This is a genomic window from Diaphorobacter sp. HDW4B (genome assembly GCF_011305535.1).
Lineage (GTDB): Bacteria > Pseudomonadota > Gammaproteobacteria > Burkholderiales > Burkholderiaceae_C > Diaphorobacter_A.
In genome coordinates this window covers 2757464-2773336 of the sequence record NZ_CP049905.1, presented here as the reverse complement: position 1 = coordinate 2773336, position 15873 = coordinate 2757464, and the positions used below count along the sequence as shown (strand labels likewise).

The 15873-nt window shown below is 64.0% G+C and carries 11 protein-coding genes; 8 read left to right on the top strand and 3 right to left on the bottom strand.

Features of this window, described 5'->3' with window-relative positions; all coding sequences use genetic code 11:
* Nucleotides 1-26: 26 nt before the first annotated feature.
* On the bottom strand, nt 27-3077 hold the full coding sequence (gene uvrA, locus G7048_RS12705; protein WP_166070947.1) for an excinuclease ABC subunit UvrA: 3051 nt from the start codon (nt 3075-3077) through the stop codon (nt 27-29).
* A gap of 216 nt (nt 3078-3293) precedes the next feature.
* On the opposite strand from uvrA, the gene G7048_RS12700 reads away from it, so the two are divergent.
* From G7048_RS12700 to G7048_RS12680, 5 genes are all read left to right on the top strand, one after another.
* Nucleotides 3294-3800, top strand: coding sequence for a MarR family winged helix-turn-helix transcriptional regulator (locus G7048_RS12700; protein WP_166068489.1), 507 nt, complete (start codon nt 3294-3296; stop codon nt 3798-3800).
* 12 nt (nt 3801-3812) lie between these two features.
* Entirely contained in the window at nt 3813-5357 is a 1545-nt protein-coding gene (locus G7048_RS12695) for an MFS transporter (protein WP_166068488.1), read from the top strand.
* Nucleotides 5358-5513: 156 nt separating this feature from the next.
* Nucleotides 5514-6731, top strand: a complete 1218-nt coding sequence (locus G7048_RS12690) for an MFS transporter (protein WP_166068487.1) — start codon at nt 5514-5516, stop codon at nt 6729-6731.
* 118 nt (nt 6732-6849) lie between these two features.
* Nucleotides 6850-7434 (top strand): single-stranded DNA-binding protein, encoded by a 585-nt coding sequence (gene ssb, locus G7048_RS12685; protein ID WP_166068486.1) that lies wholly within the window; start codon nt 6850-6852, stop codon nt 7432-7434.
* A 358-nt stretch (nt 7435-7792) separates the two neighbouring features.
* Nucleotides 7793-9946, top strand: a complete 2154-nt coding sequence (locus G7048_RS12680; protein WP_166068485.1) for a bifunctional diguanylate cyclase/phosphodiesterase — start codon at nt 7793-7795, stop codon at nt 9944-9946.
* 112 nt (nt 9947-10058) lie between these two features.
* On the opposite strand, the gene G7048_RS12675 is transcribed toward G7048_RS12680, so the two are convergent.
* Entirely contained in the window at nt 10059-11027 is a 969-nt protein-coding gene (locus tag G7048_RS12675; protein WP_166068484.1) for a tripartite tricarboxylate transporter substrate binding protein, read from the bottom strand.
* 20 nt (nt 11028-11047) lie between these two features.
* Nucleotides 11048-12046 carry a tripartite tricarboxylate transporter substrate binding protein gene (locus tag G7048_RS12670; protein WP_166068483.1) on the bottom strand — a complete coding sequence of 333 codons (999 nt, stop codon included), beginning with the start codon at nt 12044-12046 and terminating at the stop codon, nt 11048-11050.
* Between the two features lie 363 nt (nt 12047-12409).
* Here G7048_RS12670 and G7048_RS12665 point away from each other — a divergent pair, with 363 nt between their 5' ends.
* Genes G7048_RS12665 through G7048_RS12655 form a run of 3 tightly spaced genes read left to right on the top strand, consistent with a single transcriptional unit; the run spans nt 12410 to nt 15873 of the window.
* Complete coding sequence (locus tag G7048_RS12665) at nt 12410-13708, top strand: four-carbon acid sugar kinase family protein (RefSeq protein WP_166068481.1); 1299 nt, start codon at nt 12410-12412, stop codon at nt 13706-13708.
* On the top strand, nt 13705-14703 hold the full coding sequence (gene pdxA, locus G7048_RS12660) for a 4-hydroxythreonine-4-phosphate dehydrogenase PdxA (RefSeq protein WP_166068480.1): 999 nt from the start codon (nt 13705-13707) through the stop codon (nt 14701-14703). The genes G7048_RS12665 and pdxA overlap by 4 nt, the downstream gene beginning before the upstream one ends.
* 33 nt (nt 14704-14736) lie before the next feature.
* The gene (locus G7048_RS12655) at nt 14737-15873 is read left to right on the top strand and encodes an iron-containing alcohol dehydrogenase (protein WP_166068479.1); all 1137 of its coding nucleotides are present in this window, start codon (nt 14737-14739) and stop codon (nt 15871-15873) included.

Genomic DNA, 15873 nt, shown 5'->3' with positions numbered 1-15873 from the left:
GTTGGAACACTCTGCAGCGCCGCGCATCAGCCCTGCAGATACCGCTTCAGATAACGCCCGGTATGGCTCGCAGCGTTGTCCGCCACCTCCTCCGGCGTGCCTGTGGCCACCACCATGCCGCCGCCATCGCCACCTTCCGGCCCCATGTCGATGATCCAGTCGGCCGTCTTGATCACGTCGAGGTTGTGCTCGATGACGACGATGGTGTTGCCCGCGTCGCGCAGTTGCAGCAGCACCTTGAGCAGCAGGTCGATGTCGGCAAAATGCAGGCCGGTCGTGGGCTCGTCGAGGATGTACAGCGTGCGACCCGTGTCGCGTTTGGAGAGTTCCTGCGCGAGCTTCACGCGCTGCGCCTCGCCGCCCGACAGCGTGGTCGCGCTTTGGCCAAGGCGGATGTACGACAGCCCCACGTCGAGCAGCGTTTGCAGTTTGCGTGCGATGCTGGGCACGTCCTTGAAGAAGGCATGCGCATCTTCCACCGTGAGGTCGAGAATCTGCGCGATGTTCTTGCCCTTCCACTGCACTTCCAGCGTTTCGCGGTTGTAGCGCTCGCCGTGGCACACATCGCAGGGCACGTAGACGTCGGGCAGAAAGTGCATCTCGACCTTCACCACGCCGTCGCCCTGACAGGCTTCGCAGCGGCCACCGGCCACGTTGAAGCTGAAACGGCCCGGGCCGTAGCCGCGTTCCTTGGCGGTGTTGGTCTCGGCCATGAGTTCGCGGATCGGCGTGAACAGGCCCGTATAGGTCGCGGGATTGCTGCGCGGCGTGCGGCCAATCGGTGACTGGTCCACGTTGATGCACTTGTCGAAGTAGTCGATGCCTTCGATGGCTTCGTGCGGCGCGGGCTCTTCATGCGCGCGGTAGAGCTGACGAGCGACGGCGGCGTACAGCGTGTCGTTCACCAGCGTGCTCTTGCCCGAGCCGGAAACGCCGGTCACGCAGGTGAGCAGACCGACTGGAAACTCCGCGGTCACATCTTTCAGACTGTGGCCGCTTGCGCCAATCACGCGCAGTGCCTGCAGCTTGCCCTGCGTGGCACGGTGCACCTCCATGCGCTCGGCCTTGCGCTGGCTCGCAGGCGTTTGCGGAAAGCGTGACTTGGTGGGCTTCTCGGTCGCGGGCAGATCGGCTTCCAGCACCGGATGCCAGGGCGTGCGGCGCTTGGGCACGGGAATGTTCAATTTGCCGGAAAGATACTGGCCGGTCAGCGATTGCGGCTCGGCGCACAGCTCGTCGTAGGTGCCTTGCGCCATCACGCGCCCGCCGTGCACGCCCGCGCCGGGGCCCATGTCCACGCAATGGTCGGCGGCGCGGATCATGTCTTCGTCATGCTCCACCACGATCACGCTGTTGCCGATGTCGCGCAGATGCTGCAGCGTGCCGATAAGGCGGTCGTTGTCGCGCTGGTGCAGGCCGATGCTGGGCTCGTCGAGCACATACATCACGCCCGTCAGGCCCGAGCCGATCTGGCTGGCCAGACGAATGCGCTGCGCCTCGCCGCCCGAGAGCGTTTCCGCGCTGCGGTCGAGGCTCAGATAGTTCAGCCCCACGTCGTTCAGAAAGGTCAGGCGCGATGCGATCTCGCGCACGATCTTGTCGGCGATCTCGGCCTTGGCTCCGCCGAGCTTCAGGTGCTCGAACCACGCGAGCGCATCCGACAGCGTGCGGTGGCTGATCTGCTGAATCGCCAGCGCTTCGTCACCCTCGCCCACCATCACATGGCGCGCCTCGCGGCGCAGGCGCGCGCCGTGGCAATCGGGGCAGGACTGCGTGCTGCGATAGCGCGCCAGGTCTTCGCGCACGACCGTGGAATCGGTCTCGCGATAACGCCGCGCCATGTTGGGCAGAATGCCTTCGAACGGGTGGCTACGCAGAATCGGCTTGCCCTTGTTCGGACCGCTGTCGAGCAGATACGAGAACGCGATTTCCTCGGTGCCCGATCCATACAGCAGCACGTTGCGCACGCGCTCGGGCAGCTCCTCGAAGGGCGTTTCCACATCGAAGCCGTAATGCTTGGCCAGGCTCTCCAGCATCGCAAAGTAGTAGCCATTGCGGCGATCCCAACCCTTGATCGCGCCGCTCGCGAGACTCAAGGTGGGAAAAGCCACGACGCGCGCCGGATCGAACACTTCCTGCTGACCGATGCCATCGCACGACGGGCAGGCACCCGTTGGCGAGTTGAAAGAGAACAATCGCGGCTCCAGCTCGGGCAGCGAATAGCCACAGATCGGGCAGGCGAACTTGCTGGAGAACAGGTGCTCCTCGTCGGTATCCATCTCCAGCACCAGCACGCGGCCATTGCCTTCCGCGCCGCCCACGCGCAGCACGGCTTCCACGCTTTCGGCCAGACGCTGCTTGGCATCGGGCCGCACACGCAGGCGGTCGATCACCACGTCGATGTCGTGCTTCTCGGTCTTCTTCAACGGCGGCAAATTTTCGAATTCGTAGACCGTGCCATCCACGCGAAAACGCACGTAGCCGAGCGCCTGCATCTGCGTGAACAGATCGACGAACTCGCCCTTCTTCTGCCGCGCAACGGGGGCGAGCAGCATGATGCGCGTATCGTCGGGCAGCGCGAGCATCGAATCGACCATCTGGCTCACGGTCTGCGCGGAAAGCGGCAGGTTGTGATCGGGGCAGAACGGCGTGCCTGCACGCGCGTAGAGCAGGCGCAGGTAGTCATAGATCTCGGTGACCGTGCCCACAGTGGAGCGCGGGTTGTGGCTGGTGGCCTTCTGCTCGATGCTGATGGCGGGCGAGAGGCCTTCGATCAGATCGACATCCGGCTTGTCCAAACGGCCCAGAAACTGGCGCGCATAGGTCGAGAGGCTCTCCACATAGCGGCGCTGGCCTTCGGCATACAGCGTGTCGAACGCCAAGCTGGATTTGCCCGAACCCGACAGCCCGGTGATCACCACGAGCTGGTCGCGCGGAATATCGAGGTCGATGTTCTTGAGATTGTGCGTGCGCGCGCCGCGAATGCTGATGCGCCGCTCGCGCAGCGAACTGCCCAGATAGCGACCCGCAGCGGTGCTGCGCTCACGTTCGAAGTCGCTGTCGGCTTCGGGATGCATCGGCGGGGACTTGTCTTGCTTGGAGGGCATGGAATCTCAAATCTCAAACTTCGCAGGCGAACCGGACATCATAGGTCACCGCCCTTTGCACTGCACAGCCCCGCACGATTCAAGCCTATTGCGCGCAGCATTCGCCCTCTGGCTGAGGCGTGCCTGCATCAAATGATTTCAAACGATATAATTACAAATGAAATCAAATAAACACCCACGACGACCATGAGCCTCGACTCCCGCCTTGAACGCATTCTGGCCGGCAAACCCAAGCAATTGCTGGATGCCGTGGCCGCCTCGCGCCTGCTGCTGCACAGCGCCGTGTTGCTGGAGCAGCGCGTGAACGAGGCGCTGGCGCCGCACGCGCTGCACATGAAGGAATACCTCGCGCTCAACCTGCTGGCCGACAGCGTGCACGAGCCACTGCGGCCCTCGTCGCTCAGTGTGTCGCTCGACGCCACTCGCACCCAGGTCACGCGGTTGCTCGACGGGCTGGAGCAGCGCGGCCTCGTCGTGCGCTCGGCCGACGCGCAGGACCGGCGCAGTCTGCAGTTGCGGCTCACGCCCGAGGGCTCAGCCCTGCTCGCGATCGCCATGCCGCTGGTGCAGGCCGTGTACGTGCAAATCTGGTCGTCGATTGGCGACGCGGGCACGCACGCCATGCAGCAGCAACTGCGCCTTGTGCATGACCGGCTGCAGACCATGAACGCCCCCACTCCCGCCGCCGACTGAAGCCCCGACATCATGAAAGCCGCGCGCTGGCAACATTTTCTGCACCGCGAAAAGCAGTTGCTGCTGATGTGGCTGCTCGGCGCGCTCGTGGGCATGGAGTTTCTCGAAAACGGCATGTTCGTCTTCGCCTCCTCGCACATTCTGGGCGGCATCGGCGTCGCGCCGCGCGAGTTCGCGCAGGTGCAGGCGGCCTACGCGGTGGGCAGCATGTTGATGATTGCGATGCAGCAGTGGCTGTCGCGGCACTTCGGCTACCGGCACTATCTGCTGGTGGCACTGCTGCTGTATGCGCTGGGCGATCTGGCTTCGGCCAACGCCAATAATCTGGCGGAGCTGACCACCGCGCGGCTGGTGCAAGGTCTGGGCGGCGGCGCATTCTTCATCAGCACGCGGGTGCTGATCCCCTTGCTGTTCTCGCCGCAGATGCGGCCCAAGGCAGTGCGCGTGTACATGCTCAGCATCTTCAGCGTGGGCGCGGTCGGCCCGGTGCTGTCGGCCTGGCTGGTGGACCACTGGGGTTGGCGCTGGGTGTTCTGGGTGGTGCTGCCGGTGGCGGTGCTGATCGCCGCCGCCGTACGCTGGCTGCTGCCCCGGCACCTCGGGCGCAGCAGCACGCCGGTGAAGTTCTCCGTCGCGCCGGTGCTGCTCTTCGTGCTGGCCATCGGCTGCGTGCAATGGAGCTTTTCCGAAGCCAAGTACGAGCTGTTCGACAGCCCCGAGCGGCTGGTCATTGTCATCCTGATCGGCGTGCTGCTGCTGGGTCTGTTCGGCATCCACCAGTGGAAGCACGACGAGCCGCTGCTGCATCTGCGCGATCTCACGCATCCCGGCTTTCTGGTGGGCATTGCGCTGTATGCGCTGTACTACTTCATCGTCAACTTCAGCAACTACCTGTTCCCGCAATTCGCCGAGCAGGGCCTGAAAATTCCGCTGATGACCACCGGCTGGCTCAACAGCTTCTCGGCGCTGATCAGTCTGCTCGTAGCCATCGGCTACATCAAGGTGGCGGGCAAGCTCACCCACAAGCGCGCGCTGATGATGGCCGGCTGCATCGCCATGGCAGGTGCCGCCTTCTGGCTGAGCCAAGTGCCGCCGGACGCGCCAATCACTGCGCTGTACGGTGCGCTGGTCATCAAGGGCTTCTTCGGCGTGCTGATGGTGCTGCCCGTGGCGGCGCTCACCTTCCGCGCGCTGGAAGCCAAGCATTTCGCCAAGGGCTACCAGAGCAAGAACATCATGCGCCAGATGATGGCCTCGTTCGCCTCGGCCGTCGCCGCCGTGGCGCTGCAGGATAGCCGTTTCATCCAGCATTCCAACCTGATCGAGCGCATCAGCCCCTCCAATCCCACCGCCATGTCGTGGCTGGCGAGCATGCAGGCGCATTTCGAGCAGCTCGGCTATTCGGCCACGCAGGCACACACCGCTGCGCTCGCCGAACTGGATGCCATCGTCGACCATCAGGCGCTTTTCATGGCCTGCCAAAGCCTGTACCAGTGGCTCGCCGCCGTGGCAGCCGTCGCCGCGGTGGTGGTGATGGCGCAGCGGCATCTGCGCTGAAATCCTGCGACGGGAGCGACGACACGTGGGCGTGGCAAAATCTGCCGAGTCATTCAGCAAAACATCAACCAGCGACGGGGACCGCCCCGCACACCCACCTCTTCTTGCCCGCCTGTGTCGGATAACTCTTCGCCTTCTCCCCAAAGCTCCACCAAGATGACGCCGCTGGAGCGCCGCTCCAGCATCAGCCTCGCGCTGATCTTTGCGCTGCGCATGCTCGGGCTGTTTCTGGTGCTGCCCGTGTTTGCCCTCGAAGCGCGCAAATACCCCGGTGGCGACGATCCGGCCATGGTCGGTCTGGCCATGGGGATCTACGGGCTCACGCAGGCGTTTTTGCAACTGCCGCTGGGCATGGCGTCCGACCGTTTCGGGCGCAAGCGGGTGATCGTTTTCGGTCTGCTCATTTTTGCAGCAGGCAGCCTGCTTGCCGCCATGGCGGATTCGCTCACCGGCTTGCTGCTCGGCCGTGCGCTGCAGGGCGCGGGCGCAGTGTCGGCTGCCGTCACCGCGCTGCTGGCCGACCAGACCCGCGACGGCGTGCGCACCAAGGCGATGGCGATGGTCGGCGGCAGCATCGGGTTGATGTTTGCCGTGGCGCTGGTGGCGGCTCCGGCGCTCACCTCGTTGATGGGACTTTCCGGCCTGTTCGGCCTGACCTGCGCGCTGGCGCTGGCCGGCATCGCCGTGGTGATCTGGGTGGTGCCGCCCGAGCCCGCAAAACATGCCGATGCGCCACGTGGCCGCACCATCGATGCGTGGAAGCACCCCGATCTGCTGCGCCTGAATCTGGGCGTTTTCGTGCTGCACACCGTGCAGATGTCCATGTGGGTGGCCGTGCCCGCGCTCATCGTGCAGGCCGGTCTGCCCAAGAGCGAACACTGGCATATCTACCTGCCCGCCGTCGTGCTGTCGTTCGTCGCCATGGGCGCGCTGTTCTCGATGGAGCGCAAAGGCCGCCTGCGTGCGGCGCTGCTGGGTGCCATCGGGCTGATTCTCGTCGTGCAGATCGCGCTCGGTCTGCTGTTTGCGAGCGGCAGCACGCCTTCGCTGATGGTGATGGCCGTGGTGCTGTTCGTGTTCTTCTGCGGCTTCAACGCGCTTGAAGCCACGCAGCCCAGCCTGGTCTCGCGCATGGCGCCCGCCACGCTGCGCGGCGCGGCACTCGGCAGCTACAACACGCTGCAGTCGCTCGGCCTGTTCGCGGGCGGTGCGCTGGGCGGTCTGCTGATCAAGTCGCTCGGTGCGCCCGGCCTCTTTGGCGTGACAGCAACACTGTGCGCCCTCTGGCTGCTGGTGACCTGGCCTTTGCGACCCATTGGGCGCACAGAAGCAGCCCAGCAAGCCGCCTCGGGCAATATTCCTGCGGCTCACTGAGGGTCGCCCAAAAGCGGCTCCCATCTGCGGGCCGCTTGGTGCACAATCCCCCGTTCAGGCGCGCTACTCAAACCCCATTTGGCGCGCAAACTCAACATTTTTCGAAGGTTCATGCAGCATGGCATCCGTCAACAAAGTCATCATCGTCGGCAATCTGGGCAAGGACCCCGAACTGCGCACCTTCCCGAACGGCGATCAGGTCGCCAACGTCACCATCGCCACGACAGACCGCTGGCGCGACAAGAACACCGGCGAAAACCGCGAAATCACCGAATGGCACCGCGTGATGTTCACCGGCCGCCTGGCCGAAATCGCTGGCCAGTACCTGCGCAAGGGCTCGCAGGTCTATGTGGAAGGCAGCCTGCGCACCCGCAAGTGGACCGACCAGCAAGGACAGGAACGCTACACCACCGAAATCCGCGCTGACCAGATGCAGATGCTCGGCAGCCGCCAAGGCATGGGTGGCGGCCAAGGTGGCGGTGCTCAAGGCGGTTACGACGACAGCGGCTACGGTGGAGGTGGCAACGACGGCGGCTACGACGCAGCGCCATCCCCAGCCCCCCAGCGCCGCGCCGCGCCTGCGCCCATGGCGGCAGCAGCCCCCCGCCCGGCACCCGCTCCACGTCCAGCCCCCGCACCCGTGCAACAGGCACCGCGCGCGAATTCGGGCTTTGACGACATGGATGACGACATTCCGTTTTAAATCGGAACACCCCCCTGAGGCGCTGCGCGCCTTCCCCCCTCTCTGATGCCGCGCAAAGCGCGGCGGAGGGGGGACACCCCTTCGCTGCGGGGCGGCCCTTGCTCGGGGTCACTCGCCTGGGCCGCTGGTGAACCAGCCACATTGACCCCGGCATTTCTTGAAGCCCGTTGCTGTTGCCACGGGCTTTTTGCCGTTTGGATTGTTAACTTTCATCCTCAAGTTCTGACAATCAGCGTGCTCCCTCTGACAGCCAATTTCCTTTTTTGGACAAGCGTATAGCTAAATTTGTATCCTGTGGTACTGTGCCGTAACAGCATGGGCGGTCACTTGCGCCGCCTGCTGGGTCGGGGAGATTGCTATGAGCAGGCTGATCAACAAACCAGGAATCATCGGACCTTCGGGGTTCTCGATCACTCCTGCGCCACTGAATGCGACTTTGCCTCGCAACGAAGGCGTTGTGGCCGAGGGTTCCCAGCGCCAGTTCGTCGCAGGCATGGTTCAGGCGCTGAATCTGTTGCCGCAACCCGCATGGATTCATGTGGACGCCACGGGCGAGAGCCATTTCAATCTGGCCTGGCAGCAGTTCACCGGCCAGACCGAGCGACAGCTGCGCACGCAGGAATGGTGGAGCTGCCTGCACCCTGAAGACCAGCATCAGGCCAAGCTGCTGTGGCAGCAGTTTCTCAAGCAGGGCGATGCCTTTGCGCAGGAATACCGCTTGCAGCACCACGAAGACATGTACCGCTGGTGCCATATCCAGTCGGCCCACCCCGACGCGGACGACACCGGCGTGGCGCTCATCACCTGCAGCGATGTGCACGACCACGTGATCGCGCGCCAGCTGCTCAGCGAAAACGTGCGCATGCGCAACAAAATGCTGGACGTGAGCGTGGACTGCATCAAGATCATCCGCCCTGACGGTGCGCTCTCGCACATGAACAAATCCGGCTGCGAAGCACTGGGCGTGGCCGCCGATTCCGGCTTCGGCATGGAATGGCTGAACCTGCTGCCCGGCGAGATCCGCGTGCGCGGCAAGCGTGCGCTGCGCGTGGCGCGCACCGGCAAGAACGCGCGCTTTGCAGGCCGCAGCGAAATCCCCGGCCAGAAGCCCCAGCACTGGGACAACATCCTCACGCCCATGCAGGCCGCCGACGGCACCACCTCGGGCATTCTCTGCGTGTCGCGCGACGTCACACTGCAAAAGGAGGCCGAGCGCCGCCTGCGCATCGCCAGCGACACCGACGACCTCACCGGCCTGCCCAACCGCCGCGCGTTCAAGTCCAAGGTACGCCAGCTCATCCGCCACTGCCGTGAAGAAAGCCGCCAGTTCGGTCTGCTGCTCATCGATCTGGACCACTTCAAGCAAGTCAACGACACCCTCGGCCACACCGCAGGCGACCACCTGCTGCGCGTGCTCGCCAAGCGCCTGACCGCGCATCTGCCGCCCAAGGCCCTGCTCGCACGCCTTGGCGGTGACGAGTTCGCCATCGTCGTCAACGACGTGACCGACCAAGCCGACCTGCTGCGCGTGGCCGAACAGGTGCGCGTGCAGATCAACGAACCGATCCACTACGCCAGCAAGGTGATCAACGGCGGCATGAGCATCGGCATCTCGCTGTTCCCGCGCGACGCCAAAGATGCGGCCGGCCTGCTCAAGTGCTCCGACACCGCGCTCAACGACATCAAGGCCGCAGGCCGTGGCGGCGTGCGCATGTTCAGCAGCGACATGCACGAGGCCGCCGAAGCCGCCGCGCTGCAGGTCGCGCAGGCCCACCTCATCGTGCGCGACGACCTCATCGTGCCGCACTACCAGCCCAAGGTGAACCTGCACACGGGCGAGACCGTCGGCTTCGAGGCCCTGCTGCGCTGGAACGACCCCGTGCAGGGTCTGCAAAGCCCCGTCACCGTCCTTGAAGCCTTCAAGGACTATGAACTCGCCACCCGCATCGGCGACGCCATGCAGACCAAGGTGCTCGCCGACATGGCACGCTGGATCGAGCAAGGCCTCACCCTGCTGCCCGTATCGATCAACGTCGCGCCGGTCGAATTCCTGCGCGACGACTTTGCCGAACGCTTTCTCAAGCGACTCGCGCAGCACCGGATTCCGCACCAATACATCGAGCTGGAAATCACCGAATACGTGCTCGGCGAACGCGGCTCCGAATACGTCGCCCGCGCACTGCGCCTGCTGAAAAAAGCCGGCATCCGCATCGCGCTCGACGATTTCGGCACCGGCCATTCCTCGTTCACCGACCTGCGCGACTACCCCGTCGACTGCATCAAGATCGACCGCGATTTTGTGCAGCGCACGCCCAAGGACAAATCCATCCGCGCCATCGTCAAGGCCATGTGCCAACTCGCCGCCGACCTGTCTCTGGACATCGTCGCCGAAGGCATCGAATCACAGGAACAAAGCCTCGTGCTGCAGACCGCAGGCTGCTTCATCGGACAGGGATACCTGTTCGCGAAGGCGCTGCCTGCGGATCAGGCGAGCGAGATTCTGCGCAAGTAGGCCACCGCGCTTCGCCAAAGCGACAAGCCCGAATGCAATACGACGCGTTCGGGCTTGTTTTCTTGGTGTCTTGGTGAAGAGCGCGCCGAAGAACACGCACGCACTCCATCCGTCAATCAATGGTGATGTTGGCGTCCTTGATGATCTTCGCCCAGGTCACCGACTGCGCATCCAGCCATTTTTTGTATTCCGCCGCGCTGTTCGGCTGGAACTCGGCCTTGAGCTGTTCGAGGCGCTTGGTCATCTCCGGGGTGCGCAGCAGTTGGTTCACGGCGGTGTTGATCTTCGCCACCGTGTCGGGCGGCGTGCCTGCGGGCGCGAAGAGGCCTTGCGAGATGAAGGATTCAAAGCCGGGGATGCCGGCCTCGTTCATCGTCGGCACGTCGGGCGCGAACGGTGAGCGCTTGGGCGCGGCAATCGCCACGGCTTTGAGCTTCTGGCCCTTGATGTATTCCGAGACGGCGGGCAGGCCGCTGAACATCATGTCCACATGGCCGCTGATCAGATCGGTGAACGCCGGGCCGCTGCCTTTGTAGGGCACATGCGTGAGCGAAAAATCGCCCATGCGCTGCATCATCACGGAGGTCAGATGCGTGCTGCTGCCATTGCCCGACGAGGCGATGGTGAGCTTGGCGGGGTCCTTCTTCGCGGCCTTGATGATGTCGGCCATCGTGGGCGTGGCCGATTTCTCGGGCACGACCAGCACGTTGGCAAAACGTGCCACATCCACCACTGGCGCGAGCTGGCTGGCCTTGTAGGGCAGGTTCGGATAGAGCGACGGATTGATCGAATAGGCCGATGCATCCGACAGCAGCAGCGTGCGGCCATCGGGCTTGGACTTGGCGACGAAATCCGCACCGATCACGCCACCCGCACCGGGGCGATTCTCGACGATCACCGACGCGCCCAGCGCATCCGACAGGCTTGGTGCGATCAAGCGTGCAAACAGATCGGAACCGCCACCGGGATTGAACGGCACGACGATCTTCACGAGGGGCTTGTCGCTCTGCGCACTTGCATGGGGTGCAAGGGTGCTCAAGACCACCGTGGCGAGCGCTGCCAGCGCATTTCTCTTGTTCATGGATTCAGGCTTTCTCGGGCTCAATCAATCTTGAGGTTGATGCTGTTGATGACCGTGCCGTAACGGTCGAGTTCGGCCTTGGTGAACTTGCCCAGGTCTGCCGCCGTGCTGGCCTTGCTGCGCACGCCCAGCTTGGCCAGTCGCTCCTTGGCATCGGGATCGGCAAGCGCATCGTTGAGTGCCTTGTTCAGCTTGGTGAGCACTTCAGGGCTGACCTTGGCGGGCGCGTACAGCGAATACCAGGCATTCACCACAAAGTTGGGATAACCGCTTTCCGCGAACGTCGGCACGTTGGGCATCTCGGGCAGGCGCTCCGGGCTGGCGACGGCCAGCGCACGCACCTTGCCCGATGCGATCAGCGGCGTGGCGCTGGTGAGCGTGTCGAAGATCATGTCGATGCGCCCGCCCATCAAATCCAGGGTGTGCGCGTTGCCGCCCTTGTAGGGCACATGGGTGAGGTCCACGTTCGATGCGCGCTTGAACAGCTCGGCACCCAGATGCAGCGGCGAGCCGTTGCCTGCCGATCCATAGGTGAGCTTGCCCGGTTCCTTCTTGGCCTGTTCGGTGATTTCCTTGAGGTTCTTGAACGGCGAATCGCTCGCCACCTCGAGCACGATAGGCGCTTCGCCGATCATGCCGATGGGCGCGAAATCCTTCATCGCGTCGTAGCCAGGTTGACGATACAGATGCGGGCTGATCGCGTGGCTGGACAGCGAGCCGAGCACCAGCGTGTAGCCATCGGGCGCGGCCTTGGCGGCGATGGTCGTGCCGATCGTCGTGCCCGCACCTGCGCGGTTGTCCACGATGATGGATTGCTTGAGCAGCTCACCCATCTTCTGGCCGACGATGCGCGCCACCGCATCGTTCGCGCCGCCTGCGGGATAGGGAACGATCAGCGTGATGGGCTTGCTGGGGTACACGTCTGCGGCAAAACCCAGTGGCCCAAGGCCAAGCAGCAGACTGCTGGCGATCAGGGTGCGACGAGCGATGGTGGCGCGTGTGCGGCGAGTGGATGTCATGCGTTGCTCCTCAAAGGGTGGATGTCGGTGCTTTGTCGGTAGGTAGGTCTGCATACCGGACTGCCTGTTTTTCAGGCAGCACTCCGGAGTGCTCGATTGATCGACTCACTCATTTTTCAATCAATTTTTTGAATGAACCGATCAGACCGCGTTTCCCACTTCTCTCCAATCAGGATTTTCCCCGATATGAGGCGGTTGTTCGTCATCGCACTTCTTCGTGGAAAGCGCCTTGTTCTCCAATGAAACTCACTCGACCACTGCCCAAATCATGCATGAAATGATCGAATTGATTGGGGTTATCCCTTGATTTCAATCAGTTTTCATGAATTATGATCGAATCAATCAATTTTGAAACATGCAGCAGTGAGCCACCCACCGTCCACCATCCACCGCCAGTACCTGATCCTCGCCGACGATCTGTCCGGCGCGGCGGACTGCGCGGCCGGGTTTGCGGCAGCCGGTTGGCGCACGCAGGTGCTTCTGGATGCCCATGCGCATTCCGCTCAGGGCGACGTGTCTGCCGATGAGTCCGCCGATGTGCTGACCATCGACACCGACAGCCGCCGCGACGGCGCGGAGCACTCTGCCGCCAAGCTGCACCACGCCCTGCAGTTGCACGGCGCAGGTCGCACGGTGCTCAAGAAAATCGACTCCACCTTGCGCGGTGGCTGGGCGGCCGAAGTGGCGTTCCTGCAATCCGCGCTCGGCCAGATCGCGCTGGTGATCCCTTCGTTTCCCGCCATGGGCCGCACGCTGGTCGATGGCGTCGTGCTGGTGCGCGGTCAGCGTCTTGCCGAGACCGACACCTGGCAGCTCGAACACGCCACGCAGGAAGACCGCCCTGCGCACATGCTGAGCAACGTCGGCCTGCGCGCGGAATACGTGGCATTGAGCGTCACCGCGCAGGGCATGCGCGCCGTGGTTCAGCGCATTGAACAAGCGCAGGCGCGCGGCGTGCAGGCGCTGGTGTTCGACGTGGCGAGCGATGCGGATCTGCAGACGTTGGCACAGGCCAGCAGCGAAGTCCGCAACGCCTTCAGCGTGTGCTCCGCAGGCCTCAGCCATGCCATTGCCCGACTGACGGACGCGCCCGACCACACATCGCCCCGCATGCACCGCACCGCTCATCAAGGCAGCACCGTCACGCTGGTCGGCAGCATGTCCGCCGTTGCACGCGAGCAGTTGCGCTTTCTGGCAGATCAGCCCCACGTTCGCGTTCACGACATCGCGCCCGCGCTGCTGCGCCCCTCGGCTTCGCATGACGAGCCGCAACTTCAAAACCTTCAGCAAACGCTGCTGCAGGAAATGGCGCAGGGCCTTGATGTCGTTGTCTCCATCGGCACCGATGCATCGTTCAATCCCGCAGAAGGCCCGCAACTGGCGGCGCGACTGGCTCAGGTGCTGAGCAGCGTGTTCGCACGGGCCGCAGGCCTCGTGCTCACCGGCGGCGAAACCGCGCGCGCCGCGCTGCAGCAGCTCGGCATCCATCGCCTGCATGTGCGTGCGGAAAGCGAGCCCGGCGTCGTGCTTTCGCAAAGCGCATCCGTCCCCACACCGCAGTGGATCGCCACCAAGGCCGGCGCATTCGGCAACGCGCCATCGCTGCACCGCGCCATTCTGGCCATTCACGCCAAGCAACAGACACCAACAGAGGAATCATGAGCGCACATCTGCCCGTCATCGGAATCACCATGGGCGACGCCGCTGGCGTTGGCCCGGAAATCATCGTCAAGAGCTTTGCCAACCCTGCGCTCTACGGCATGGCCCGCGCCGTCGTCATCGGTGATGCGCGCAGGCTGAAGCTGGCCAACGAATTGCTCGGCTTGAACGTGCGCGTGCAACCCATCCAGAGCATGGCCGACGCCCGCTTCGAGCAAGGCGTGATCGACTGCATCGACCTGCCGCTGATTCCAGCCGATCTGCCCTTCGGCAAGCTCTCGGCGACGGCGGGCGATGCGGCGTTCCGCTTCATCGACAAGGCGGTCGATCTCGCCAAGGCGGGCCAGATCGACGCGATCTGCACCGCACCGCTGAACAAGGAAGCACTGCACGCGGGCGGCCACAAATTCCCCGGTCACACGGAAATGCTCGCGCATCTCACGGGCGTGGACGAGGTCTCGATGATGCTGGTCGCGCCCAACCTGCGCGTGATCCACGTGACCACGCACATCGGCCTGCTCGACGCGATCCGCAAGATCGAGCCGGGTCTCGTCGAGCGCACCATCCAGCGCGGCTACGACACGCTGCGCAAAGCGAAGATCGAGAACCCGCGCATCGCCGTCTGCGGCATCAATCCGCATGCGGGCGAGAACGGCCTGTTCGGCTATGGCGAAGAAGAGGAAAAGATCATTCCCGCCGTGCAGAAACTGCGTGACAAGGGCATGAACATCGAAGGCCCGCTGCCCGCCGACACGCTGTTTTTCCGCGCCGGTCGCGGCGATTTCGATCTCGTCGTCGCCATGTACCACGACCAGGGTCACGGCCCCGTCAAGGTGCTGGGACTTGAAGCGGGCGTGAACATCACCGTCGGCCTCGACGTGATCCGCACCTCGGTCGATCACGGCACGGCGTTCGACATCGCAGGCAAGGGCATTGCCGATGAACGCAGCCTGCTCGAGGCGCTGCGCCAGGGCGCGGAACTTGCCACCCGTCGCTGAACGCACAACCCACAAGAACACGAAGGAACACTCATGCATATCCACAGCACGGTCCTGAGCGGCCACAAGGTGCTCGACGACATCGGCTATCTGGTCCGGGGTCGCAACAAGGTGCTGTTCGTCAGCGACAGGAACATCATCGGCATCGCAGGCGTGCAGACGCTGCTCGCGCACGTGAAGGACAACGCGCACGACGTGCTGGTGATCGACGATGTGCCGCCCGAGCCATCCGACGCCGATGTGCGCGCCATCACCGAAAAATGGTCGCTCGCTGGCGTTGAATTCGTGATCGGCGTGGGCGGCGGCAGCGTGCTCGACGTGGCCAAGCTGCTCTCGGCGCTCGCGCATCCCGAATCCCCCACGCTCGACGAACTGCTGGCCGGCACCAAGGTCACGCAGCGCGTGAAGGCGCTCATGGTGCCGACCACCGCAGGCACGGGCTCGGAAGCCACGCCCAACGCCATCCTCGCGATCCCCGCGCGCGAGACCAAGCAGGGCATCATCTCGCCCGTGCTGCTGCCCGACTACGTGGCGCTCGCACCCGAACTCACGACCACGATGCCGCACAAGATCGCGGCGTCCACGGGCGTCGATGCGCTGTGCCACCTGATCGAATGCTTCACCGCCAGCATCGCCAATCCGGTCAGCGACAACTACGCGATGATCGGCATGAAGAAGCTGTTCGAGACCATCGAGCAATCCGTCGAACAACCCGACGATCTCGAAGCCAAGCTCAACATGCTCTGGGCCTCGTACTACGGCGGCGCATGCATCGCACACGCGGGCACGCATCTGGTTCACGCCATGTCGTACCCGCTGGGCGGCAAGTACCACATCCCGCACGGCGTGGCCAACGCCATCCTGCTTGCGCCCGTGTTCGAATGGGTGCGACCGCTCGCCGTGCCCAAGCTGGCGCGCGCCTACGAGCTGGTGCCGGGGGCCGATCTGTCGCTCGATGACGAGGCCAAATCGCATGCGCTGGTGCAGTATTTCTCTGATCTGGTGCGCCGCCTGAAGCTGCCCGCCAGCCTGCAGGAACTGGGCATCGGCCGCGAGCATCTGCCCGATCTGGTGAAGGCCGCGCTCGATGTGCAGCGCCTCATCAAGAACGTGCCCGGCAAAGTGTCGGGCGACGACATCGAACAGGTCTACCTCAAGCTCTTTCACTGA